This is a genomic window from Spirillospora sp. NBC_01491 (genome assembly GCF_036227065.1).
GTDB classification, from domain to species: domain Bacteria; phylum Actinomycetota; class Actinomycetes; order Streptosporangiales; family Streptosporangiaceae; genus Spirillospora; species Spirillospora xylanilytica.
Window position 1 is genome coordinate 3,582,991 of record NZ_CP109432.1, and the last position, 23,113, is coordinate 3,606,103.

Annotated in this window: 24 protein-coding genes; 12 read left to right on the plus strand and 12 right to left on the minus strand. The window is 71.7% G+C overall.

Annotation, left to right across the window (positions count from 1 at the left end; genetic code table 11):
* The first annotated feature begins 56 nt into the window (after positions 1–56).
* The 4 genes from OHA34_RS16645 to OHA34_RS16660 all read left to right on the plus strand — a co-directional run bounded on the left by OHA34_RS16645 (position 57) and on the right by OHA34_RS16660 (position 2,756).
* Positions 57–845, plus strand: a complete 789-nt coding sequence (locus OHA34_RS16645) for a site-2 protease family protein (protein ID WP_329522135.1) — start codon at positions 57–59, stop codon at positions 843–845.
* A 46-nt stretch (positions 846–891) separates the two neighbouring features.
* Positions 892–1,104, plus strand: coding sequence for a hypothetical protein (locus OHA34_RS16650; protein ID WP_285942097.1), 213 nt, complete (start codon positions 892–894; stop codon positions 1,102–1,104).
* Between the two features lie 56 nt (positions 1,105–1,160).
* A complete protein-coding gene (locus OHA34_RS16655; protein ID WP_285942098.1) occupies positions 1,161–1,472 on the plus strand; it encodes an ArsR/SmtB family transcription factor in 312 nt (103 codons plus the stop codon).
* 72 nt (positions 1,473–1,544) lie between these two features.
* Entirely contained in the window at positions 1,545–2,756 is a 1,212-nt protein-coding gene (locus OHA34_RS16660; RefSeq protein WP_329522136.1) for an MFS transporter, read from the plus strand.
* A 268-nt stretch (positions 2,757–3,024) separates the two neighbouring features.
* On the opposite strand, the gene OHA34_RS16665 is transcribed toward OHA34_RS16660, so the two are convergent.
* Positions 3,025–3,309, minus strand: coding sequence for a hypothetical protein (locus OHA34_RS16665; RefSeq protein WP_285942100.1), 285 nt, complete (start codon positions 3,307–3,309; stop codon positions 3,025–3,027).
* A 57-nt stretch (positions 3,310–3,366) separates the two neighbouring features.
* Between OHA34_RS16665 and OHA34_RS16670 the strand changes: the two genes are divergently transcribed.
* On the plus strand, positions 3,367–4,155 hold the full coding sequence (locus OHA34_RS16670; RefSeq protein ID WP_329522137.1) for a site-2 protease family protein: 789 nt from the start codon (positions 3,367–3,369) through the stop codon (positions 4,153–4,155).
* Between the two features lie 24 nt (positions 4,156–4,179).
* Here the strand turns inward: OHA34_RS16670 and OHA34_RS16675 are convergent, their stop codons facing one another.
* Positions 4,180–4,824 carry a TetR/AcrR family transcriptional regulator gene (locus OHA34_RS16675; protein WP_329522138.1) on the minus strand — a complete coding sequence of 215 codons (645 nt, stop codon included), beginning with the start codon at positions 4,822–4,824 and terminating at the stop codon, positions 4,180–4,182.
* A 110-nt stretch (positions 4,825–4,934) separates the two neighbouring features.
* Here OHA34_RS16675 and OHA34_RS16680 point away from each other — a divergent pair, with 110 nt between their 5' ends.
* The 4 genes from OHA34_RS16680 (at position 4,935) to OHA34_RS16695 (ending at position 10,467) form a co-directional block, all read left to right on the plus strand.
* Positions 4,935–5,756, plus strand: coding sequence for an NAD(P)H-binding protein (locus OHA34_RS16680; RefSeq protein WP_329522139.1), 822 nt, complete (start codon positions 4,935–4,937; stop codon positions 5,754–5,756).
* Between the two features lie 521 nt (positions 5,757–6,277).
* Entirely contained in the window at positions 6,278–7,630 is a 1,353-nt protein-coding gene (locus tag OHA34_RS16685; RefSeq protein ID WP_285942104.1) for a carotenoid oxygenase family protein, read from the plus strand.
* Positions 7,631–7,753: 123 nt separating this feature from the next.
* Positions 7,754–9,256, plus strand: a complete 1,503-nt coding sequence (locus OHA34_RS16690) for an aldehyde dehydrogenase family protein (RefSeq protein ID WP_285942105.1) — start codon at positions 7,754–7,756, stop codon at positions 9,254–9,256.
* A gap of 434 nt (positions 9,257–9,690) precedes the next feature.
* A complete protein-coding gene (locus OHA34_RS16695) occupies positions 9,691–10,467 on the plus strand; it encodes an outer membrane protein assembly factor BamB family protein (RefSeq protein ID WP_329522140.1) in 777 nt (258 codons plus the stop codon).
* 128 nt (positions 10,468–10,595) lie between these two features.
* On the opposite strand, the gene OHA34_RS16700 is transcribed toward OHA34_RS16695, so the two are convergent.
* Positions 10,596–12,185, minus strand: coding sequence for a GMC family oxidoreductase (locus OHA34_RS16700; RefSeq protein WP_329522141.1), 1,590 nt, complete (start codon positions 12,183–12,185; stop codon positions 10,596–10,598).
* A gap of 144 nt (positions 12,186–12,329) precedes the next feature.
* On the opposite strand from OHA34_RS16700, the gene OHA34_RS16705 reads away from it, so the two are divergent.
* The 3 genes from OHA34_RS16705 to OHA34_RS16715 all read left to right on the plus strand — a co-directional run bounded on the left by OHA34_RS16705 (position 12,330) and on the right by OHA34_RS16715 (position 14,777).
* Positions 12,330–12,923, plus strand: a complete 594-nt coding sequence (locus OHA34_RS16705; protein WP_285942108.1) for a cob(I)yrinic acid a,c-diamide adenosyltransferase — start codon at positions 12,330–12,332, stop codon at positions 12,921–12,923.
* 154 nt (positions 12,924–13,077) lie between these two features.
* Positions 13,078–14,028 (plus strand): DUF4097 family beta strand repeat-containing protein, encoded by a 951-nt coding sequence (locus OHA34_RS16710; protein ID WP_285942109.1) that lies wholly within the window; start codon positions 13,078–13,080, stop codon positions 14,026–14,028.
* A gap of 32 nt (positions 14,029–14,060) precedes the next feature.
* Complete coding sequence (locus OHA34_RS16715; protein ID WP_285942110.1) at positions 14,061–14,777, plus strand: DUF4097 family beta strand repeat-containing protein; 717 nt, start codon at positions 14,061–14,063, stop codon at positions 14,775–14,777.
* Positions 14,778–14,785: 8 nt separating this feature from the next.
* Here OHA34_RS16715 and OHA34_RS16720 read toward each other — a convergent pair whose 3' ends face one another.
* The 9 genes from OHA34_RS16720 to atpE form a co-directional block, all read right to left on the minus strand.
* Complete coding sequence (locus OHA34_RS16720; protein ID WP_329522142.1) at positions 14,786–16,324, minus strand: M28 family peptidase; 1,539 nt, start codon at positions 16,322–16,324, stop codon at positions 14,786–14,788.
* 20 nt (positions 16,325–16,344) lie between these two features.
* Positions 16,345–16,806 carry a DUF2550 domain-containing protein gene (locus tag OHA34_RS16725; RefSeq protein WP_329522143.1) on the minus strand — a complete coding sequence of 154 codons (462 nt, stop codon included), beginning with the start codon at positions 16,804–16,806 and terminating at the stop codon, positions 16,345–16,347.
* 37 nt (positions 16,807–16,843) lie between these two features.
* Complete coding sequence (locus OHA34_RS16730) at positions 16,844–17,242, minus strand: F0F1 ATP synthase subunit epsilon (protein WP_285942113.1); 399 nt, start codon at positions 17,240–17,242, stop codon at positions 16,844–16,846.
* An 87-nt stretch (positions 17,243–17,329) separates the two neighbouring features.
* On the minus strand, positions 17,330–18,760 hold the full coding sequence (gene atpD, locus OHA34_RS16735) for a F0F1 ATP synthase subunit beta (protein ID WP_285942114.1): 1,431 nt from the start codon (positions 18,758–18,760) through the stop codon (positions 17,330–17,332).
* A gap of 2 nt (positions 18,761–18,762) precedes the next feature.
* Positions 18,763–19,668 carry a F0F1 ATP synthase subunit gamma gene (locus OHA34_RS16740; RefSeq protein ID WP_285942115.1) on the minus strand — a complete coding sequence of 302 codons (906 nt, stop codon included), beginning with the start codon at positions 19,666–19,668 and terminating at the stop codon, positions 18,763–18,765.
* Between the two features lie 6 nt (positions 19,669–19,674).
* On the minus strand, positions 19,675–21,312 hold the full coding sequence (gene atpA, locus OHA34_RS16745) for a F0F1 ATP synthase subunit alpha (protein ID WP_285942116.1): 1,638 nt from the start codon (positions 21,310–21,312) through the stop codon (positions 19,675–19,677).
* Positions 21,313–21,432: 120 nt separating this feature from the next.
* Positions 21,433–22,263, minus strand: a complete 831-nt coding sequence (locus OHA34_RS16750; RefSeq protein WP_285942117.1) for a F0F1 ATP synthase subunit delta — start codon at positions 22,261–22,263, stop codon at positions 21,433–21,435.
* Complete coding sequence (locus OHA34_RS16755; protein ID WP_285942118.1) at positions 22,260–22,817, minus strand: F0F1 ATP synthase subunit B; 558 nt, start codon at positions 22,815–22,817, stop codon at positions 22,260–22,262. Before OHA34_RS16755 ends, OHA34_RS16750 begins: the two co-directional genes overlap by 4 nt.
* A gap of 27 nt (positions 22,818–22,844) precedes the next feature.
* Positions 22,845–23,084 (minus strand): ATP synthase F0 subunit C, encoded by a 240-nt coding sequence (atpE, locus tag OHA34_RS16760; protein ID WP_285942119.1) that lies wholly within the window; start codon positions 23,082–23,084, stop codon positions 22,845–22,847.
* Positions 23,085–23,113: the final 29 nt, after the last annotated feature.

Consider the following 23,113-nt stretch of genomic DNA (forward strand, 5'->3'; position numbering starts at 1 on the left):
AGCTTCGGGGAGCAGGCGGCCGGACGTCCGGAACGCCACGGACGAGAGGGGCCGTGATGGGGACGGTACGCGGGAACGGGGGAGGCTCGGCGGCGGTCCGGCCGAGCCCGGTGTTCCTGGCGATCGTGGCGGTGACCGTCCTGTGCGGCCTGATCGCGTGGCGGTACGGGCTGCTGCGCGACACCCCGGCCCGGGTAGCGGTGTTCGGCTTCGTCATCGCCGCCTGGGTGCTGTCGCTGTGCCTGCACGAGTTCGGGCACGCCTACACCGCGTTCCGGTCCGGCGACCACAGCGTCGCCACCCGCGGCTACCTCACCCTGAACCCGGCCCGGTACGCCGACGTGACGCTGAGCTTCGCGATCCCGGTGCTGTTCATCCTGATCGGCGGGATCGGGCTGCCGGGCGGGGCGGTCTGGATCGACCGCGGCGCGATCAGGGGCCGGGTCCGGCACAGCCTGATCTCGGCGGCGGGGCCGCTGTCGAACGCGGTATTCGCGGTGATGCTCGCGGTCATCTACAAGAACTTCTTCTCGCTGACGCACGCCACGTTCTGGGCCGCGCTCGCGTTCCTGGTGTTCCTCCAGGTGACCGCCGCGCTGCTCAACCTGCTGCCGATCCCGGGCCTGGACGGATTCGGCATCATCGAGCCGTACCTGCCGCGGCGCTGGGTCGAGCAGGCCAACGCGGTCGGCGGCTACGTCTTCCTGCTGCTGATCGCGCTGCTCTGGCTGGGCCCAATCAACGAGGCGTTCTTCGGCCTCATCTACCACCTCACCGACGCGATCGGCGTCGACGAGAGCGGCATCCGGTACGGGCTCGGCCTGTTCCGGTTCTGGAGCGACTGAGCCACGGCCGCCAGTCCGGGGGCGTCCGGCCGGGCGGTCCGGCCAGGTGGCCGACGATGCGGCGCAGCTGCTCGGCGTACCGCTCCTGGAACTCCGGCGAGTCGGGCCGACTCCGAGGATGCGGCGCACCGCCAGCGGCGTCGCGGCGGTGATGGAGACGGCGGCGGTCAGCACCAGCATGGCGTGGATGGCGCACGCGGAGGGGCCGAAGGCTCTGTTCGATCACGCGGTGGGCCGGCTGCGATCCATTCCCGCTTGACAAGACTCTACATATCGCGAAAACTAGATACCGGAAGAGAGTGGAGAGGTGACCTGGTGGACCCCCTGACCGTACACAAGGCGCTCGCCAACCCCGCGCGCCTGCAGTTCATGCAGTGGCTCAAGGATCCGGCGAAGTACTTCGACGAGGACTCCTACCAGCAGCAGGGGCTCGGCTTCCACATCGGCGTGTGCGTCGGCGACATCCAGAAGCGTGCCGGACTGGCCCAGTCGGTGGTGTCCGGCTATTTGCAGGCCCTGAAGGACGCGGGGCTGCTCACCTCGGAACGCATCGGCAAGTGGACCTACTACCGACGCAACGAAACAGTGATCGCCGAGTTCGCCACGCACGTCCGCGACGAGCTGTAGCCCGCCCGATTCCACGCATGCACCCCCCACAGCGAAACATATCTACTTTTCTAGATTTGATGAAAGGTCGCGATGAGAAAGACCTCCCTCACCGTCCTGGTGCTCGCCCTGGGCGTGTTCGGGATCATCACCACCGAGATGGGCATGGTCGGCGTGCTCCCCCAGGTCTCGGCCGAGCTCGGTGTCACGCCGTCCGCCGCGGGGTGGCTTGTCGGGGCCTTTGCCCTGGTCATCGCCGTGTCCGGGCCGTTCACAACACTGCTCGCCTCCGGCATCGACCGTAAGAAGGTGCTCGCCGCCGCAATCGCGGTGTTCGCCGTCTCCAACGTCGTCTACGCGCTCACCACGCAGTACGAGGTGATGCTGGCCTTCCGCGTCGTGCCCGCCCTCTTCCATCCGGTGTTCTTCGCGGTCGCGCTCGCGACCGCCGCACGGCTGGTGCCCGCCGAGGACGCGACCCGGGCCACGACGACCGTGTTCGGCGGTGTCACCGTCGGCTTCGCCTTCGGTGTGCCGCTGACCTCGTACCTCGCCGAGCATGTGTCCCTGGCGTCGGCGTTCTGGCTCGGTGCGCTCGTCAACCTGATCGCCTTCCTCGGCATTCTGCGGTTCGTACCGCCGATGCCCGTCGGGCAACGTGTTTCCCACGGTGCCCAGTTGAGCGTTCTCAAGCGGCCCCGAATGTGGCTGACCATTGCGTCCGTCGTCTTCGTCTTCGCCGCGATGTTCTCGGTCTACGGCTACTTCGCCGAGTACCTGGGCCAGGTCACGCACATGGACGGCACCTGGGTCAGCGCCATGCTGATGGCGTTCGGCATCGTGATGATCCTCGGGAACTTCGCCTTCGGCGGTCTGCTGCAGCGCGACCTGATCCGTACCGTGGTCGCCTACCCGGTCCTGTGCCTGCTCGTCTACGTGCTCCTGTACGCCGTCGGCCACATGTTCGCGCCGATGGTCCTGGCCGTACTGGTCTGGGGGGCCGTGCACTCCGGCGGGCTCGTCGTGAGCCAGAGCTGGCTGGGGAGGGACGCCGTCGACGCGCCCGAGTTCGGCAACAGCCTCTTCATCTCGTTCTCGAACCTCGGCATCACCGTCGGAACCGCGGTCGGAGGCTGGGTCCTGGCCGAGTACGGTGCCCGCCAACTCGCCTGGGCAGGCATGGGTTTCGCGGTCGCCGCCCTGATCACCATGGCGCTGCGACTGGGCCTGGAACGCACCGGCGGCAAGCGACAGAAGCCGCTGCCCGCTCCGAAGGCTCGGACACTCGGAGGGGCTCGGACCTGAGGCGATCGAGCCGGGGCGATGCCATGACATGACCCCGGTGGGCGTGGCACGTTTTGCCGCAGATCCAGCAGAGTGCCGCCGTGCGAGAGGTCGGCATGGGTGCGCCCCAGTGCGCCCTACCAATCCCCGCCTGCCCGGACCGGAACCCGGTCGGCGGCCGGGCGGCGCGCACCGCACGTGACCGCGATACGGGGGCGATCCCGCGACCTCACCGTGACCGAGACCGGCGCTGTAGTTCGGATTCTCGTTCCTCGGTTCGCCACCCCCGTCACGCGACCGGGGACTCCGCGGAGGGCTGGCGGGCCCCAGTCTCTGCGGTACTGACCGGGACAGCCCGTCGGCGCGGGTGGAACACCCGGCCGCCCAGCAGCACGAAGCGAACCACGGTCGCCAGGGCGTAGGAGGCCAGCATCGCCGCGACCTCGAAGGCCCGCGGGGCGGTCGGCGCGAGCAGGTGCACCAGGCCGAGCCCGCCGCTGCTGAGCGCCAGGCCGATCAAGAAGACGACACCGCCCTCCACCTGATGCCGCAGTGCCCCCTGTGATCCGACCACCCGAACGTGAAGCGGCGGTTCGCCGCCGTGTTCGCGCCACGGACGAGAGGGGCCGTGATGGGGACGGTACGCGGGAACGGGGGAGGCTCGGCGGCGGTCCGGCCGAGCCCGGTGTTCCTGGCGATCGTGGCGGTGACCGTCCTGTGCGGCCTGATCGCGTGGCGGTACGGGCTGCTGCGCGACACCCCGGCCCGGGTGGCGGTGTTCGGCTTCGTCATCGCGGCCTGGGTGCTGTCGCTGTGCGTGCACGAGTTCGGGCACGCCTACACCGCGTTCCGGTCCGGCGACCACAGCGTCGCCACCCGCGGCTACCTCACCCTGAACCCGGCCCGGTACGCCGACGTGACGCTGAGCTTCGCGATCCCGGTGCTGTTCATCCTGATCGGCGGGATCGGGCTGCCCGGCGGCGCGGTCTGGATCGACCGCGGCGCGATCCGGGGCCGGGTCCGGCACAGCCTGATCTCGGCGGCGGGGCCGCTGTCGAACGCGGTATTCGCGGTGATGCTCGCGGTCATCTACAAGAACTTCTTCTCGCTGACGCACGCCACGTTCTGGGCCGCGCTCGCGTTCCTGGTGTTCCTCCAGGTGACCGCCGCGCTGCTCAACCTGCTGCCGATCCCGGGCCTGGACGGATTCGGCATCATCGAGCCGTACCTGCCGCGGCGCTGGGTCGAGCAGGCCAACGCGGTCGGCGGCTACGTCTTCCTGCTGCTGATCGCGCTGCTCTGGCTGGGCCCAATCAACGAGGCGTTCTTCGGCCTCATCTACCACCTCACCGACGCGATCGGCGTCGACGAGAGCGGCATCCGGTACGGGCTCGAGCTCTTCCGCTTCTGGAACCACTGACCCCCGCGCCGGATGCCCGGCGGGTCAGGCGGTGGGGGCGTCCGGCGTGGTCTGGCCGGACGGTCCGGCCAGGTGGCGGACGATCCGGCTCAGCTGTTCGGCATACCGCTCCTGGAACTCCGGTGAGTCGGGGGAGAGGCCGAAGATGCGACGCACCGCCAGGGGCATCGCCGCGGTGATGGAGACTGCGGCGGTCAGCACCAGCATGACGGCGGCCGGGTCGAGGTCGGCGGCCAGCTCGCCGGCGGCCTGGCGGCGTTCCAGGTCGGACAGGTCCTCGGGCGGGCCCGGCTCGATCTGCTCGAGGTCCTCGGTCAGGCCACGCCAGAGGTTCAGCCGGGTGCCGCGCGGGTCGTCCAGCGTGTGCCGCAGATAGCGGACCATCACCGCGTCGAGCGGGAGCGCGGAGTCGTTGAACTCGTCCTCGCGCACCAGCCAGAGGCGGCCGAGCTCGCAGTAGAGCCCCTCCTTGCCGCCGAAGTAATAGTTGATGAGCTGCTTGTTGACGCCCGCGCGGTCGGCGATGTCCTGGACCCGGGCGCCGGCGTAGCCCTTGGCGGAGAACACGTCCATGGCCGCCTCGATCAACGCGCGTCGGGAGCGCTCGGCGTCGACCTTGCGCTCGTCGGGGGTCGGGGACCGCCGCGGTCCCCTCGTCGTGTCCGTCACGGGCGTCATCGTAGCCGCATGCCCGAACCCATCATCCATCCGGCTGTTTGACAAGTTCATCCAATTGGTTGAATCTAATCCCGGCACTCGCCCCCCTGAGGAGACAACCGATGATTCTTGTGACAGGCGCCACCGGGAACGTGGGCCGCCACGTCGTCGACGAGGTGCTCGACGCGGGCCGGAAGGTCCGCGCACTGACCCGCGACCCCGCCACCGCCGCACTGCCCGTGGACGTCGAGGTGGCCAGGACCGACGCGATGCCGTTGGACGGCGTCGAGTCGATCTTCCTGAACCTCTCGGTCTTCTGGACCGGCCTCGGCGACCTGCTCCCGCGCGCCCGCGCGGCCGGGGTCCGGCGCGTGGTCATGCTGTCGTCCGCCGCGGCGCTCGACGAGGACCCGGACAACGAACTGGCCGCGCACCACCGCGGAGCGGAGCGGGCGATCGAGGACTCCGGGCTGGAGTGGACCTTCGTCCGTCCCGGCGAGTTCTGCACGAACGCCCTCGGCTGGCGCGACGAGATCAGGTCCGGCGAGCCGGTCCGCAACGCGTTCGCCGGGGCGGCCATGGCGCCGATCCACGAGCGCGACATCGCCGCGGTCGCGGCCCGCGCTCTGGTGACCGACGACCTGGTCGGCGCCACGCCGCTGCTCAGCGGGCCCGAGTCGCTCACCCACCCGGACATGGTGGCGATCATCGGCGCGGCCGTCGGCCGTCCGGCCCGGTTCGAGGAGATCACCGAGGCGGAGGCGCGCGAGGCGATGCTGAGCCGTCCGTACATGCGACCCGGCCTGGTGGACGTCCTGATGCGGCTCCGCGCCACGTCGGTGGGCCGTCCGGCCGAGATCTCGCCCGAGGTCGAGCGGATCACCGGCCGCCCCGGCCGCTCGTTCGCCGAGTGGGCCGCCGACCACGCCGCCGACTTCCGGTGACCGGCCCGCCGGCGGACCGCGCGACCGCACGGTCCGCCGGCGGCAGGACGAGCCCCGCTGACAAGCCCCACTGACCTCCCCTGGATCCTGCTCGCCGCGGCGATCGTGCTCGTCGTCCTGGACCGCAGGGCGGGCCACCCGTGGAACTCCTGATGCCGGAGAGCGCCACCACCGTCTTCATGGCGCTGCTGACCACGCTCGCGTTCACCGTCCCTGACTCCCCGGTGATGAAGTACGGCGCGTCGCTCGCCAATCACCGCCACCGGCCTGTTCCGCGACATCAACCGGATACTCACACTCGTGTGGGCGGTGAGTTTCACCGCGACCGCCGCCGTTCTAGGCTGTGTGCAGGCGCCGGACCCGCACCCGGAAGCGCCGTTCCTCGAAGCTCGAAGCCCAGCCGACCCCCCGCTGAACGCCCCGCCGGTGAACGCCCCGTCCGCTGAACGGCCCGTCCGCACCGCTCCCTCAGCGGCCCGCCACCGTCGCCGGCACCGTCCAGCATCGAAGGGAAGCCCGAGATGAGCGAAGACAGCACCGCCCGGCCCGCGCCCTGGCTCGACGGACACCTCGCGCCCGTGCCCGATGAGATCGACGCCGTCGACCTCCCGGTCATCGGGAGCCTCCCGGCCGAGCTGACCGGCCGCTACTTCCGCAACGGCCCGAACCCGCTGCCCGGCGAGCCGAGCCGGCACTGGTTCCTCGGCCACGGGATGCTGCACGGCCTGCGGCTGCGCGACGGGCGCGCCGAGTGGTACCGCAACCGCTGGGTGCGCACCAGCGCGTTCACCGACGACGCCGAGTTCCTGCGGGACGACCTCACCTTCGACCGCGCGGCGGTGGCGGCCAACACCCACGTCGTCCCGCACGACGGCAAGATCCTCGCGCTGGTCGAGGTCGGGCTCCCCCATGCGGTGACGCCCGAGCTCGACACCGTCGGCCCCTGCGACTTCGACGGCCGGCTCACCACCGCGATGACGGCGCATCCGAAGCAGGACCCGGTCACCGGCGAGCTGCTGTTCTTCGGGTACGGGATGCTCCCGCCGTACCTGACCTACCACCGCCTGTCCCCGGCCGGTGAGCTGGTCGAGAGCCGCGAGGTCGAGGTGCCCGGCCCGACGATGATGCACGACTTCGCGATCACCGAGAACCATGTGGTCTGGCTCGACCTGCCCGTGGTGTTCGACCTCGACCTGGCCATGGCCGAGGACCGCGGCATGCCGTTCCGCTGGGACGACGCGTACGGCGCGCGGCTCGGCGTGATGCCGCGCTCGGGCGACGGTCCCGTGCGGTGGTTCGACGTCGACCCCTGCTATGTGTTCCACGTGGGCAACGCGCACGAGGACGCGGCCGGACGGATCGTGCTGGACGGGGCGCGCTACCTGCCGGAGGAGTTCACCGCCCTGTGGGGGGTGACGGGCGGCGCGGCCGACCCGGTCGGGACCACCCTGAACGTCGAGAACGCGAGGCTGCACCGCTGGATCCTCGACCCGTCCACCGGGAAGGCCGTCGAGCACCGGGTCGACGACCGCCGGACGGAGTTCCCGACGCACAACGCGTCCCGTACCGGGCGCGAGCACCGCTACCTCTACACGGTGGCCGGCGGCGCGATCGTGAAGTACGACCTGCGCGCCGGGTCCTCGTCGGCGCTGGAGCTGGGCACCGGCATGGCGGCGGGCGAGGCGGTGTTCGTCCCCGCCGAGGCCGCGCGCGCCGAGGACGACGGCTGGCTGCTGTCGATCGTGTCCGACCGCGCGGGCGCCGGATCGGAGCTGCTGGTGCTGAACGCGGCCGACCTGTCGCGGGCGGCGTGCGTCCGCCTGCCGCGGCGCGTCCCGGCGGGATTCCACGGGAGCTGGATCCCGGACGCCTGACCATCCCCCACACCGCTTCCCGACGCCCCCTTCCGGGCTCCGGCGGGCACCGGCATAAAGTGATTTACTACTCAGTACTCGCGTGCAAGCAATCACTTACACGGTCCTCCCGGGAGGTTCCTCATGTCCGTGGCCACGGAGAGCACCGAGACGTTCGCGTCCCTGAACCCGGCCAACGGCGAGGTCGTCGCCGAGCACCCCGTCCACGACGCCGCCGCGGTGGCCGGGGCGGTCGAGCGCGCCCGCGAGGCCGCCGAGTGGTGGCGCGCGCTCGGCTGGAGGGAGCGCCGGCTCCGGCTGCTCAACATCAAGGGCTCGCTGGCCCGCAACCTGAACCGGATGGCCGAGCTCATCCACCAGGAGACCGGCAAGCCCGTGCAGGACGCCCAGCTCGAAACGATCATGGCGATCTCGCACCTGGACTGGGCCGCCCGCAACGCGCAGAAGGTGCTCGGGCCGCGCACCGTGTTCCCCGGGATGATGTCGATCAACCAGAAGTGCGTGCTGGAGTACCAGCCGCTCGGCGTGGTCGGCGTGATCGGCCCGTGGAACTACCCCATCTTCACCCCGATGGGCTCGATCGCCTACGCGCTCGCGGCCGGGAACACCGTGGTCTTCAAGCCCTCGGAGTTCACCCCCGGCGTCGGCGTCCTGCTCGCCGAGCTGGTCGCGACGGTGGTCCCCGAGCACCCCGTCCTCCAGACCGTCACCGGCCTCGGCGGCACCGGCGCCGCGCTCGCGTCCTCCCCCGGCCTCGGCAAGGTCGCCTTCACCGGCTCCACCCGGACGGCCAAGAAGGTCATGGCCGCCTGCGCCGGGAACCTCACCCCGATCGTGGTCGAGTGCGGCGGCAAGGACGCCTGCATCGTCGACGCCGACGCCGACCTCGACGCCGCCGCCGACGCCGCGCTGTGGGGCGCGATGTCCAACGCCGGCCAGACCTGCATCGGGGTCGAGCGGATCTACGTCGTCGACGACGCCTACGAGGACTTCCTCGGTCGGCTCACCGACAAGGCCCGCGACCTGCGCCCCGGCTTCGACCGCGAGGCCGCCTACGGCCCGATCACCATGCCGTCCCAGCTCGACGTCATCGAGCGGCACATCAAGGACGCCCTCGACAAGGGCGGCCGGGCCGTCGTCGGCGGCCCCGAGTCGGTCCGCAAGCCCTACGTCGAGCCGGTCGTCCTCACCGGCGTCCCGGACGACGCGTCGGCCGTCCGCGAGGAGACCTTCGGCCCCACCATCACCGTGCACCGCGTCAAGGACCTGGACGAGGCGGTCGAGAAGGCCAACGCCACCAGCTACGGCCTGGCCGGGACGATCTTCTCCGGCAGCAGGTCGCGGGCCATGGACGCCGCCCGCCGGATGCGCTCCGGGATGACCTCGATCAACGCCTTCGCCGCGTTCGCCATGGTCGCCGCCCTCCCGTTCGGCGGCGTCGGCGAGTCGGGCTTCGGCCGCATCCACGGCGCCGACGGCCTGCGCGAGTTCACCCGCCCGAAGGCCATCACCCGCCAGCGCTTCGCCATCCCGATGAACCTCAGCTCCTTCGAGCGCACCGAGAAGGAGATGACCCGCGTCCTGGGCCTGATCAACATGATCCACGGCCGCCGCTACAAGCGCTGACCGCGCCCGTCCCCGAGCCCTCGGCCCCCTGCCCGTAAGCCGTCCCGGTGGGGCCGGGCCCGGCCTAAGGCGTCCTAGGACGCCTAGATAAGGCATCGTCCCGATGCCGGGGGCGGTGTCTTAGGACGAACCTTGAAGATGTCGGACCGGGAAGGCCGGTCCGCGACTCAAGGAGAACGACATGATCCGCCCCGAGTTCGCCAAGGTCCTGGTCGACGACCGCGTGCAGGCGCTCCGCGCCGAGGCCAAGCACGCCCGGCGCGTCCGCCTCGTCAAGGCCCTCAAGCGGTGACGGCTCCGGCCTGTCCCCCTCGATCGACGCCCCCGTCTCACGACGGGGGCGTTTTCCTTTTGCGGTCCGGCATTTCGGTGATTTCGTGCGTCGTACCGGGGAGGCCCGGCTTAGAGTGAGCGGCCCTGGCGAGTACGGGAGTGTGCATGGGGCCGTTGGAATCGGACGACCCGCGGGAGATCGGCGGCTACCGGCTGCTCGGACGTTCGCGGGCACGACGCTCTACGTGGGGGCCGGGCAGCGGCTCGACGCGTACCGGATGAACCGCGACCGGCCGCTGTGGTCCGCGGCCCTGCCCGACCGGATCGTCGGCACTCCAGTGGCGGGACGCAGCGCCGTCTACGTGTCCACCGAGCGGGGCCTGACCGCGTTCGGACCGGCGGACGGCAGGCGGCTCTGGGCCGCCGCGAATCCCGCCCGCAAGGACCCGACCGGCGGCTGGCTCCCGAAGGCGGTCGGCCCGTTCGTGTACGTGACCGGCCTCCAGGACACCCTGCACGCCTTCGAGGGCAGGAGCGGCAGGCCGATGTGGACGTTCCAGGCGGGCGGCGGGCTGACCGCCGACCCGTCCTCCGATCCGCGCGTGCTGACCCCGCTCATGGAGGGGTCCGGGCCGATCGTCTTCAACGGCGCCGACCAGCTCTCGGCGGTGGGGGCCGGCGACGGGCGGGCGACCTGGCAGAAGCCGATCGAGGAGCCGTCCGACCTGTTCGCCGCGTCCGCCGGCGCCCGCGTCCACCTGGCCACCAAGGGCGGCGTGCTGAGCTTCCACCCGGCCTCCGGCGAGATCGTCCAGCACGTCGACGACCTCAGGGCCGAAAGCCTGTCCACGGCGGACGACGTCGTCTACTTCGCCGGCGGTCCGAGGGACGCCGACCGTCCGACCACCGTCTACGCGATGAACCCGCCGCCCCTCTGAACGGCCGGCCGCCGCTCCAGGCGGCGGCTCCAGGCGGCGGCTCCGGGCGGCGGCTCCAGGCGGCGGCTCCAGGCGGCGGCTCCAGGCGGCGGCTCCGGGCGGCGGCTCCGGGCGGCGGCTCCGGGCGGTCAGCCCGCCGCCGGGGCGAGCGGGGTGTCGCCGCGGATCAGGTCGGCGGCGCGTTCGGCGATGGCGATCGTCGGCGCGTTGGTGTTGCCGCGCGGGACGGCCGGCATGACCGAGGCGTCCACCACGCGGAGCCCCTCGACGCCGCGCACCCGCAGCTCGGGGTCGCAGACGGCGGTGTCGGCGCCGCCCATCGCGCAGGTGCTGGTCGGGTGGAACAGCGTCGCGCACTCCCGCCGGACGAACTCGATCACCGCCGCGTCGCTCTCGACCTGCTCGCCGGGCGCCCACTCGCCGCCGACGAGCCGGGCCAGCGGACCGGTGGCGGCGATCTCGCGGGCCTGCCGCACCCCGGCGACCAGGATGTCCAGATCGGCCTTGTCGGCGAGGTAGGCGGGATCGATCAGGGGCTTGGCGTAAGGGCTGGCGGAGCGGAGCGTGAGCGTCCCGCGGCTGGCGACCGCGACCGCGGTGACCATGACCGACAGCAGCCGCTGCGTCGGATCGACCAGGCCCTGGTCGATGAACGGCGAGGGCAGCACGTGGTACTGGAGGTCGGGGGCGGGCAGCCCGTCGACCGTCCGGGTGAAGCCGCCCGCCTCGGCCACGTTGGACGCGTACGGGCCCCGTCCGAGCGTCTGGTAGAGGGCGAACGCGCGGGCGGTGGCCAGTTCCCACAGCCCCTTGGTCCGGGGCGTGGCGAACATGACGTTGACGAACGGATGGTCCTGGAGGCCCTCCCCCACGGGGGCGTCCGCGACGACGTCGATGCCGTGCCCGCGCAGGTGCGCGGCGGGGCCGACGCCCGACAGCATGAGCAGCTGCGGGCTGTTGATCGAGCCGCCCGACAGCAGCACCTCGGCGCCCGCGCGGGCCTCGGCCGTCTCGCCGCGCGCCTCGTAGCGGACGCCGACGGCCCGCCCGTCCTCGATCAGCACCCGGGTCGCGAGGGCGTCGGTGATCACGGTGAGGTTCGGCCGGTCCAGGGCCGGGCGCAGGTAGCCCGACGCCGTCGACCAGCGCCTCCCGCGCTTGTGCGTGACCTGGTAGAAGCCGACGCCGTCCTGCTCGCCCTCGTTGAAGTCTCCGTTGGCGGCCAGGCCGTAGGCCTTGGCCGACCCGACCCAGGCCCGGGTGAGCGGGTGCTTGTACCGCAGGTCCTCCACCCGCAGCGGGCCCCCGGCGCCGTGGGCCGCGGACTCGCCGCGCTGCTGGTCCTCGGCGCGCCGGAAGTAGGGCAGCAGGTCGGCGTACCCCCAGCCCGCGCAGCCGTGCACGTCCCGCCAGGTGTCGTAGTCGTACCGGTGCCCGCGGATGTAGATCATCGCGTTGGTGGACGAGCTGCCGCCGAGGGTCCGGCCGCGCGGCCAGTAGACGCTGCGGCCCGCGGCGTTCTCCTGCGGCGTGGTCGAGTAGTCCCAGTCGTACGGGCCCTTGATCAGCGAGGCGGCCGCGGCCGGGATGTGGATCTCCGGGGCGTCGTCCGGCGGGCCCGCCTCCAGGAGCAGGACGCTGGTGCCGGGGTCCTCGGTGAGCCGGGCCGCGAGCACGCAGCCCGCGCTGCCGGCACCCACGATGATGTAGTCGTACAAGGCAGCCTCCGGGGTTCAGCGCCGCAAACCAGACGAGCTAGGCGAAACACTACCGAACCGAATTCCAACCCCGTCGGCCCTCGGTCGGTCCCTCCCCCCGCCGCGGCCTCGGACGACGCCCGCCGGGCGGTTAGGGTGACGGGCATGGCGAAGAACAGGGAGACCCCGGTCGTACTGTCCCGGATCTATACCCGCACCGGCGACGATGGCACCACGGCGCTCGGCGACGCGTCCCGGACCAGCAAGACCGACCCCCGGCTGGCCGCGTACGCCGACGTCGAGGAGGCCAACGCCGCCATCGGCACCGCGATCGCCTTCGGGTCCCTGCCCGAGCCGCTCGTCCGGCTCCTGACCCGCGTGCAGAACGAGATGTTCGACGTCGGCGCCGACCTGTGCGCCCCGGTGGTGCCCGACCCCGAGTACCCGCCGCTGCGGGTCGACCCGGCCTACATCGACCGTCTGGAGGCCGAGTGCGACGAGCACAACGCCGACCTGGGGAAGCTGCGCAGCTTCATCCTGCCCGGCGGCTCGCCCGGCGCGGCGCTCCTGCACGTCGCCCGCACGGTGACCCGCCGCGCCGAGCGGTCCGCCTGGGCCGCGATCGAGGCCCACGGCGACGCGGTCAACGCGCTCACCGCCCGCTACCTCAACCGGCTGTCCGACCTGATGTTCATCCTCTGCCGGGTCGCCAACGCCGAGCACGGCGACACCCTCTGGAAGCCCGGCGGCGAGCGCTGAACGCGCCCTGACGGGACCCCGACGGGCGCCGCGCGGCACGGGGGTGGGGCTATCCCCACCCCCGTTGCACGGGGCCGCCTCCTGGCGCCCGCCCCGCCGCCACGGCCAGGCTGGGTTGCCTACGGGGATGCCGGCCGAGGGCGGGAGAGACGACGTGCGGAAGCTGAAGGGGACGGCTGTCCCGGCCGGGGCGGTGGCCGTCTCGGCGGTGGCCGCCGCGGCGCTGCTGGCCGGGTGCGGGCTGAACGTCGGAACGCGCCATGAGGACCGGTCCTACAACGCGCCCGCGGGCATCACCGCCCTCAAGGTCGGCTCCGGCACCGGACGGATCGAGATCGTGGCCTCCGACTCCCCCGCCATCAAGGTCCGCGAACGGCTGAGCTGGTCCAACGACGGCAACAAGCCCGTCCCGCAGCACGTCACCCGGGGCGACGCCCTGTCCCTGTCGGCCACGTGCGCCCGCACGGTGCTCGGCGACGCCCGCTGCGGGATCTCCTACCGCGTCCAGGTGCCGCGCGCCACGTCCGTCCAGGTCGAGGGCCATGACGGCCCGGTCTCGGTCGCCGGGCTCACCGGCACCGTGCGGATCTCCACCGACGACGGGCCGATCACCGCCGGCGACCTGCGCACCACGTCCCTGATCGCCAGCTCGGGCGATGGCGCGATCGAGATCAGCGGCCGGGCCGGCACCGCCGACGTGCGCACCGACGCCGGCCCGATCACCGCGACCGGCCTGACCGCCGACCGGCTCACCGCCCGGACGGGCGACGGGGCGATCCGGCTCACGGGCCGCGCGACCACCGCCGACCTGCACACCGACACCGGGCCGATCACCGCGAGCGGCCTCACCGCCGACCGGCTCACCGCCCGGACGGGCGACGGGGCCGTCCGGCTCGGCCTGGCCTCGGCACCGGGCACGGTCGACGTCAAGACCGACATCGGCAGGGTGCGGCTGTTCCTGCCCGGCGGGCAGGGCTACCTGATCGATCTGACCAGCGACACCGGGGCCAAGCGCGTCGACCCCGCCGTGCACCAGGACTCGCGGTCCCCGCGGCACGTCACGGTCACCACCGGCGACGGGGCGATCACCGTCTCCCCCGCGTAGCCGACCCCCTCACCAACCACACGGAGCAGAGCATGAAGAGGCTGGCAGGGACGATCGCGCTGACGATCGGGGCGGCGGTCGCGCTGAGCGGCTGCGAGCTGGGGTTCGGCGGCAGCACCCGCGACGTGGACCACTCCTACCAGGTCACCGGCCAGGTCAACCGGGTGAAGGTGGCCAGCCGCGGCGGTGACGTGGAGATCGTGGGCGCCGACGTCACGGCGGTCGAGGTGCGCGAACGGCTCAACTACAGCACGCACCGCCGCCCCGCCACCACGCACGCGCTGGCCCGCGGCGAACTGTCCCTCGGCTACACCTGCCCCGAGGCGCACGGCATCGGCACCAGCAACTGCAACGTGGGCTACCTGGTGCGGGTCCCGCGCGCCACCGCGGTCGAGCTGCGCGTCCACGCCGGCGACATCCGGCTCAAGGACCTGCGCTCATCGGTGAGCGCGCTGGCCGACCTCGGCGACGTGACCGGCACCGGCCTGCGCGGCACGCCGGACGGCTCGGTGTCGGCCACCGCCGACGCGGGCGACGTCCGGCTGACCTTCGCCTCCCCGCCCGGCTCGATCGTGACGCGCGCCGACAGCGGCGCCACCGAGATCAAAGTCCCGCGCGCCGGCCGCTACGCGGTCGACGCGAAGAGCACCTACGGGCACCGGACGGTCGGGACGTCCGGCGACCCCACCGCCAAGATCACGATCAATGCCCGGTCCGACAGCGGCGACATCAGCGTCGTCCCCTACTGACCGGCCGGCTACCGGACGAGCAGGCCGCCGCGCCACTCGGCCCCCGCACCCGCCCCCGCACCGGCGCGGACCCCCGCGCGCCGCGCCGCCTCGTTCGCCCCCGCGCCGTTCACCACCAGCGTGCTCCCGGCGAGCCGCTGGACGGCGTGCGCGACACCGTCGGCACCGGTGTCCAGCAGCCTGAAGTCGACGTTCTTCAAGGTGTCGCACCTGCTGTGGTAGCAGGGGTCGAACGCCTTGCCCGCGGTGCCGCCGAACCGCTTGGCCAGCGCGGCGGTCTTGATCCCGTCGGCACCGGTGTCCATCCCGCCGGCCGGGATCCCGTGCTCGATGAACGGCCCGTAGTCGGAGCGGCCGTTGAACTCGCTGTCGACGGTCGGCAGCCCGCGCCGGGCGTAGTAGTCGCGGAAGATCTTCTCGATCGCCCCCGACCCGGGCGGCGGCGTGCTGCCGCCCTTGACCGAGTGGTCGCCGTCGTACACGCCGCGGACCCCGTTCACCGAGCCGAGCATGTCGAAGTTGAGGTTCAGCGCGATCCTGGCGCGGTCCGCCGCGCTCAGCGCCCCGACGTAGTGGGACGAGCCGCGCAGCCCCTCCTCCTCGGCACCCCACCAGGCGAACCGCACCTTGTTGCGCAGGCCGGCCCGACCCAGCGCGGCGATCTTCCCCGCGACGGCGAGCAGGGCCGCCGCGCCGGTGCCGTTGTCGTTGATCCCCGGCCCCGCGGGCACGCTGTCCAGGTGCGCGCCGGCCAGCACCACGTTGTCGGCCCGCCCCGCCCCGGTCTCGGCGATCACGTTGGCCGTGCGCTTGCGGGACGTCCTGGTGTCGGTCCTGACCCGCAGCCGCAGGCCGCCGCGCCGCGCCGCCGCGACCAGCCCGAGTCCGAGCCTGTGCGTGGGCGCGACCGCGGGCAGCTCGAACGGGGTGTTCAGCGTGCCCGCCACCGGGCCCTTCTCGCCCGGCCTGTTGTAGATCACCACGGCCCGCGCGCCGGCCGCCTTCGCCCGGTCGGCCTTGGCCTCGAACGTGCAGGTGCCGCGCTGCATCAGCGCGACGGCGCCCTTGGGGAAGCGGGCGAAGTCGGACGCCTCGCAGCCACTGGTGCCCGCACCGCGCGCCGGGACGTCCACCGCGACCGCGCGGGCGGTCACGTCGCCCGCGGCGGAGAACGTCAGCGTGCTGAAGTCCTTGCTCGCCCGGTAGGCCCTCCGGCCGGGCGCCGTCCGCGCGAGGACGGGCTTGGACCGCTCCGTCCAGGCGTCGAACGCGAACCGCTGCACGCGCGGCGTGAACCCGGCGGCCTTGAGCCGCGCGACCACGTACTTCACCGTCACCGCGTCGCCCGGCTCCCCCGCGGCCCGGTCGCCGCCGTTGTAGCGGGCGATCTCCTCGAACGCGGCCAGGTGCGCGCGGATGTCCTTGAGCGTCACCAGCCGCGGCAGGTCGACCGGCGCCGGCCGGAACGGGCCGGGGACCGCGAACGCGGTCCCCGTGATCGACCAGGCACTCACGGTGACGGCGGCGACGATGGCGAGGCTGCGCACATGCACTCCAGGGAAGGGCCCTACTCCGGCTGATGCAGGTCTACCGGAAAACCGGGCGGCGCCGCCTCAAGCCACGCCAGGAACCCGGTGAGCGCGGACGCGCCCATCGCCAGCTCGACGGTGCGGTCGCCGTCGCGGACCTCGATGACGCCGACGCCGGGGAGCAGTCCTTCGGCCTCGTCCGGGCCGGGACGGCGGCGGTTGGACACGACGAGGCCCCGGCGGTGAATCACCTGCCGGGGCCTGCTGCGAAAACCGAACACGCGATGCCAGTGCAGCTCATCGCCTTTGTAGCGGCCGATGCCGAGGCGCCACGCCCCGGGAGAGCCGTCCCCGGCGATCAGGCGCAGGCTGCACTCCACCGTTCCGCCGCGCCGGACGAACAGCCAGCGGCGCGCGGACAGCAGCACGAAGACCAGCGCCACCAGCAGGACGAGGGCGGCGAGCAGCGCGCCCGCGTCCACTGCCAGCTGACCGCCCAAGTCCCCCGCCCGCCGTTCCGACTCCCGATCGCCGAGTCTAGGCGTCCACGCCCGCCGCGCGCAGCCGAGCGCGCGCACGCCGTTCCGCCGTCGCGATCTCCTCCGGGTTGTCGCCGCTCTCGGAGAGCGCGTCCTGGAGCCGCTGCCGGGCCTCGGACACGTCGATCTCGGTGCCCAGCTCGGCCTGCTCGGCCAGCACCGACACCTCGTCGGCCGCGATCGAGAAGAAGCCGCTGCCGACCATGGCCGAGATCGCCTCGCCGCCGTCGGCCGGCTCGATCTTCACCACGCTGCCGTCGAGGAGGACGCCCAGCACCGGGGCGTGCCCCGGCAGGATGCCGAGCTGGCCCTCGATGGTCTGCGCGACCACCATCTTGGCCTCGCCGGACCAGATCTCGCGCTCCGGCGAGACCAGCCCGACCTTCAGGGTTGCCACGTGTCTGTCCTCCGAATAGCAGAGCTGTCGCGGCGGGGCCGGGACCGGGCCCGGTGAACGGGCCGGTCCCGGCCCCGCCGCGGCGGGCTACTTCTCCAGCTCCCTGGCCTTCTTCTCGACATCCTCGATGCCGCCGCACATGAAGAACGCCTGCTCGGGCAGGTGGTCGTACTTGCCCTGGGCGATGGCCTTGAACGAGGCGACCGTCTCGTCCTTGGGCACCGTGACACCGGGCTGGCCGGTGAACTGCTCGGCCACGTACATCGGGTGCGACAGGAAGCGCTCGATGCGCCGCGCCCGCTGGACGGTGACCTTGTCCTCCTCCGACAGCTCGTCGATGCCGAGGATGGCGATGATGTCCTGGAGCTCCTTGTACTTCTGGAGGATCCGCACCACCTCCTGCGCGACGTCGTAGTGCTCGCGCCCGAGCACCTGCGGGTCCATGATCCGCGAGCTGGAGTCGAGCGGGTCCACCGCCGGGAAGATGCCCTTCGCCGAGATGTCCCGGGAGAGGTTGGTGGTCGCGTCGAGGTGCGCGAACACCGTGTGCGGCGCCGGGTCGGTGATGTCGTCCGCGGGCACGTAGATCGCCTGCATCGAGGTGATCGAGTGGCCGCGGGTCGAGGTGATCCGCTCCTGGAGCACGCCCATCTCGTCGGCCAGGGTGGGCTGGTAGCCCACCGCGGACGGCATCCGGCCGAGCAGGGTGGAGACCTCCGAGCCGGCCTGGGTGAACCGGAAGATGTTGTCGATGAACAACATCACGTCCTGGCCCTGCTCGTCGCGGAAGTACTCCGCCATCGTCAGGCCCGACAGCGCGACCCGGAGCCGGGTGCCCGGGGGCTCGTCCATCTGGCCGAAGACCAGGGCGGTGTCCTTGAGGACGTCCGCCTCGTCCATCTCGACCCACAGGTCGTTGCCCTCACGGGTGCGCTCGCCGACGCCGGCGAACACCGAGGTGCCGCCGAAGTTGCGCGCGACACGCCGGATCATCTCCTGGATGAGCACGGTCTTGCCCACGCCGGCGCCGCCGAACAGGCCGATCTTGCCGCCCTTGACGTACGGGCTGAGCAGGTCGATGACCTTGATGCCGGTCTCCAGCATCTCGGTGCGCGACTCGAGCTGGTCGAACGCCGGAGCGGTGCGGTGGATGCCCCAGCGCTCGGTGATCTTGAGCGAGGCCTCCGGCACGTCCAGCGGCTTCCCGAGGGCGTTCCACACGTGGCCCTTGGTGACGTCGCCGACGGGCACCGAGATCTGCTCGCCCGTGTCGACCACCGGAGCGCCGCGCACCATGCCGTCGGTCGGCTGCATGGAGATGGCCCGGACCATGTTGTCACCGAGGTCCTGCGCGACCTCGAGCGTGAGCTCCTTGGTCTCGCCGGCCAGTTCCACGTCCACGTGCAGGGCGTTGTAGATGCCCGGGATCGCGTCGGCGGGGAACTCCACGTCGACGACCGGGCCGATGACCCGGACGACCCGCCCGGTGGCGGTCGCCGTTTCTACCTGAGCAGTCATTCTCACTCCCCGCCAGAATCGGCGAGCGCGTCAGCGCCACCGACGATCTCGCTGATTTCCTGGGTGATCGCGGCCTGCCGCGCCTGGTTCATCTGGCGCGTGTAGACCCCGAGCAGTTCGTTGGCATTGTCGGTGGCCGACTTCATGGCCCGCCGGACCGACGCCTGGAAGGACGCGGCCGACTGAAGCAGCATGTGGAAGATGCGGCTCTCGACATAGTTGGGCAAAAGCAGGTCGAGCGCGGCCTCCGCGGACGGCTCGAACTCGTACGCGGGCAGCGCCCGCGATCCGCCGTCCCCCTCGGTCCGCTCCTCGATCTCCAGCGGCATCAGCCGCCGGACCTGAACCTGCTGGGTCAGCATCGAGACGAACTCGGTGTAGACGACGTGGATCTCCCCGACCCCGCCCTCGGCGTCGGTCTTGAGGAAGTCCGCGGCCAGCCTGCGGCCGATCGTCTCGGCGTCGGCGAACGCGGGGCGGTCGCTGAACCCGTTCCAGGTCTGCTCGACCTCGCGGTCGCGGAACCGGTACCAGGTGATGCCCTTGTTGCCGACCACGTACGGGACGGGATCGCGGCCCTGCTCGCGCAGCGCCTTGATGAGGGACTCGGCCTCGCGGATCACGTTGGCGTTGTAGGCGCCGCAGAAGCCGCGGTCGCTGGTGATGATCAGCACCGCGCTGCGGGTGTCCGCCGGCTGCTCCTGGAGCAGCGGGTGGGCGATCCCGACGTGGTGGCTGACCAGCGCGCTCAGCGCCTGGGTGATCTGGTCGGCGTACGGCTTGGAGGCCGCCACCGCCTGCTGGGCCTTGACGATCCGGGAGGTGGCGATCATCTCCTGGGCGCGCGTGATCTTGGCGGTCGACTTGACCGACTTGATCTGCTGCCGGAGTTCACGTACCTGGGCCATCCCCGATCAGTCCTTCTTGACGCGGGTGATCGTCTCCTGCTCGACCGACTCCTCGTCGATCGCCTCGATCGACGCGTCCTCGCCGAGCAGCGCGCCGGCGCTGGTCTCGAAGCCCTGCTTGAACTCCGTGATGGCGTTCTTGAGGCTGGTGAGACCGTCGTCGGACAGCTGGCCGGTCTCGCGGATGCCGGTCAGCAGACCGGTCTCCTCGCGGCCGAGGTGGTCGAGGAACTCCCGCTCGAAGCGGCGGATGTCCTCGACCGGAACGTCGTCGAGCTCGCCGGAGGTGCCGGCCCACACCGACACGACCTCCTGCTCCACCGGGAACGGGCTGCCCTGCGGCTGCTTGAGCAGCTCGACCAGGCGGGCGCCGCGCTCGAGCTGGGCGCGCGAGGCGGCGTCGAGGTCGGACGCGAAGGCGGCGAACGCCTCCAGGTCGCGGAACTGCGACAGCGCCAGCCGCAGCGTGCCGGCGACCTTCCGCATCGCCTTGACCTGCGCCGAGCCGCCGACCCGGGAGACCGAGATACCGACGTTGATCGCCGGCCGGACGCCCTGGTTGAACAGGTCGGTCTCCAGGAAGCACTGGCCGTCGGTGATGGAGATGACGTTGGTCGGGATGTAGGCCGAGACGTCGTTGCCCTTGGTCTCGATGATCGGCAGGCCCGTCATCGAACCGGCGCCGAGGTCGTCGGACAGCTTCGCGCAGCGCTCCAGCAGCCGGGAGTGCAGGTAGAAGACGTCACCCGGGTAGGCCTCGCGGCCCGGCGGGCGGCGCAGCAGCAGCGACACCGCGCGGTAGGCCTCGGCCTGCTTGGACAGGTCGTCGAAGACGATCAGGACGTGCTTGCCCTGGTACATCCAGTGCTGGCCGATCGCCGACCCGGTGTAGGGGGCGATGTACTTGTAGCCCGCGGGCTCGGAGGCCGGCGCCGCCACGATCGTGGTGTACTCCAGCGCGCCCGACTCCTCGAGCTGCCGGCGCACGTTGGCGATCGTGGAGCCCTTCTGGCCCACCGCGACGTAGATGCAGCGGACCTGCCGCTTCTCGTCGCCGGAGTCCCAGGCCTCCTTCTGGTTGATGATCGTGTCGACCGCGACCGTGGTCTTGCCGGTCTGCCGGTCGCCGATGATCAGCTGCCGCTGGCCGCGGCCGATCGGCGTCATCGCGTCGATCGCCTTGATGCCGGTCTGGAGCGGCTCGCTCACAGACTGGCGCTGCACGACCGTGGGGGCCTGCAACTCGAGCACGCGACGCTCGTCGGACTCGATGGCGCCCTTGCCGTCCAGCGGGTTGCCCAGCGAGTCGACGACGCGGCCGAGGAAGCCGTCACCGACCGGGACCGAGAGGACCTCGCCGGTCCGGCGGACCTTCTGACCCTCCTCGATCTTGCTGAAGTCACCCAGGACAACGGCGCCGATCTCACGCACGTCCAGGTTCAGAGCCAGGCCACGGGTACCGTCCTCGAACTCCAGGAGTTCGTTCGCCATCGCGGAGGGCAGGCCCTCGACGTGGGCGATGCCGTCGCCGGAATCGACAACGGTGCCGACCTCTTCGCGCGCGGCGGCCTCAGGCTCGTACGACTGGACGAAGCGCTCCAGCGCGTTCCGGATCTCATCCGGACGGATCGTCAGCTCCGCCATGATTCCTCTCTTGCTCCCTATGGGGTCAGCTCAGCCAAACATCTGGGGGAGTCCCCCAGACCCCGCGGCGGCCGGCGGAGCTCCTCGCTCCGCCCCGCCCCGCCGCGGGTCCCGCCGGCCTCAGCCGGCGAGCCGCCGGCGGACCTCGTCCAGCCGCCCGGCGATCGTGCCGTCGATGATCTCGTCCCCGAGCTGGACGGACAGGCCGCCCACCGCACCCGGGTCGAGCTCGATGTTCAGGTGTACCTCGTGGCCGTAGGCCGCTGCCAGCACCGCGGCGAGCCGCGTGCGCTGGGCCTCGGACAGCTCGACCGGGGTGCGCACCAGCGCGACCAGCCGCTCCCGCCGCTGGGCGACGAGCTTGCCGTACTCGGCGAGACCGCCCTCCAGGCTACGTCCCCGGGGCCGCAGCACCAGTTCGGTGACCAGGACCAGGGTGGACGGCGTGACCTTGTCCTCCAGCAGCGCGTTCAGCACGCCCTGCTTGCGGTCGGCCGGCAGTCCCGCCCCGCCGAGCGCGCCGCGCAGCGCGGGCTCGCCCTCGACGACCCGGGAGAACCGGAACAGCTCGTCCTCCAGGTCGTCGATCCGGCCGTCGGCCTCGGCGCGGGCGGCCTCGGCGGTGACCGCGAGGGTCTCCACCCCGTCCGACAGCTCCGAGGGCTTGGACCAGCGCATCCGGACCACGTCGGCGACCAGCTCGAGAGCGGCCTGCGAGACCTTGCCCTCGAGCAGCCCCTGGAACAGGCGCGCCTTGTCGGCGCCGTCCCGCGCCGGGTCGGACACCGCCCGGCGCAGGCCGTGCTCGCGGTCGACCAGGTTGAGCACCGCGAACAGCTCGGTGCCCAGCGAGGCCAGGCCGGCGGGCTCGCCCGGACGGTCGAGCACCGCCTCCAGCCGCTCTTTCGACTCGGCCAGCGATGCCCTGCTGACCGCTCCCGTGATGGTCATGATGTGATCTGCTCCTGGCTACGCGCGCGGCCTTCGAGCTCCTCAAGGAAGCGGTCGACCACGCGGCTCTGCCGGGCGCTGTCCTCCAGGGACTCGCCCACCACGCGACCGGCCAGCTCGACCGACAGGGTGCCGATCTCGCTGCGCAGCGAGGCCAGGGCCTGCTGACGCTCCGCCTCGATCTGGGCCTGTGCGGCCTCGACGATGCGGCGCGCCTCGGCCTGGGCCTGCTCGCGCATCTCCGCGATGATCGCGGCGCCCTGGTCCTCGGCCTTCTTGCGAAGCTTGGACGCTTCGAGCTGGCCCGCCTTGAGCTGGGCCTGGTAGCGCTCGAGCGCCTCCTTGGCCTCTTCCTGTACCGTCTCGGCCCGCTTGAGCCCGCCCTCGATCGCGTCGGTGCGCTCGTTGAGGGTCTGCTGGATCCGCGGAACGAGGATCCGGCCGACCACCAGGAGCACGACCGCGAACGAGAAGATTCCGACGATCAGCTCATACGGGTGCGGAATGAGAGGGTTGTTCTCTTCCGCCGCCAGAACGGAAGCTGCTGTGATCATGATGCAGCCCTTCCTTCGGTCTACCCGTTACTTGAGGCTCTGGAAGAGGAACGGCGCGACAAGCCCGATCAGGGCGAGGGCCTCGGTGAGCACGAAGCCCAGCATCATGTTGGTACGGATCACACCGGTCAGCTCCGGCTGGCGGGCGATCGCGTTGACACCCTGGCCGAAGATGATGCCGACGCCGATGCCCGGACCGATCGCGGCAAGGCCGTAGCCGATCGCCGTCACGTTGCCGCTGACCGCAGCGAGGACTTCTCCCGTCATGGGTCTTTCCTTTTCTGTCGGCCGGTGGA

Bases quoted from the DNA above. Each gene is read 5' to 3' on its own strand.
- OHA34_RS16645 (WP_329522135.1), top strand. From the start codon at position 57: ATGGGGACGGTACGCGGGAACGGGGGAGGCTCGGCGGCGGTCCGGCCG.
- OHA34_RS16660 (WP_329522136.1), top strand. From the start codon at position 1,545: ATGAGAAAGACCTCCCTCACCGTCCTGGTGCTCGCCCTGGGCGTGTTC.
- OHA34_RS16670 (WP_329522137.1), top strand. From the start codon at position 3,367: ATGGGGACGGTACGCGGGAACGGGGGAGGCTCGGCGGCGGTCCGGCCG.
- OHA34_RS16680 (WP_329522139.1), top strand. From the start codon at position 4,935: ATGATTCTTGTGACAGGCGCCACCGGGAACGTGGGCCGCCACGTCGTC.
- OHA34_RS16685 (WP_285942104.1), top strand. From the start codon at position 6,278: ATGAGCGAAGACAGCACCGCCCGGCCCGCGCCCTGGCTCGACGGACAC.
- OHA34_RS16690 (WP_285942105.1), top strand. From the start codon at position 7,754: ATGTCCGTGGCCACGGAGAGCACCGAGACGTTCGCGTCCCTGAACCCG.
- OHA34_RS16705 (WP_285942108.1), top strand. From the start codon at position 12,330: ATGGCGAAGAACAGGGAGACCCCGGTCGTACTGTCCCGGATCTATACC.
- OHA34_RS16715 (WP_285942110.1), top strand. From the start codon at position 14,061: ATGAAGAGGCTGGCAGGGACGATCGCGCTGACGATCGGGGCGGCGGTC.
- atpD (WP_285942114.1), bottom strand. From the start codon at position 18,760: ATGACTGCTCAGGTAGAAACGGCGACCGCCACCGGGCGGGTCGTCCGG.
- OHA34_RS16740 (WP_285942115.1), bottom strand. From the start codon at position 19,668: ATGGCCCAGGTACGTGAACTCCGGCAGCAGATCAAGTCGGTCAAGTCG.
- atpA (WP_285942116.1), bottom strand. From the start codon at position 21,312: ATGGCGGAGCTGACGATCCGTCCGGATGAGATCCGGAACGCGCTGGAG.
- OHA34_RS16750 (WP_285942117.1), bottom strand. From the start codon at position 22,263: ATGACCATCACGGGAGCGGTCAGCAGGGCATCGCTGGCCGAGTCGAAA.
- OHA34_RS16755 (WP_285942118.1), bottom strand. From the start codon at position 22,817: ATGATCACAGCAGCTTCCGTTCTGGCGGCGGAAGAGAACAACCCTCTC.
- atpE (WP_285942119.1), bottom strand. From the start codon at position 23,084: ATGACGGGAGAAGTCCTCGCTGCGGTCAGCGGCAACGTGACGGCGATC.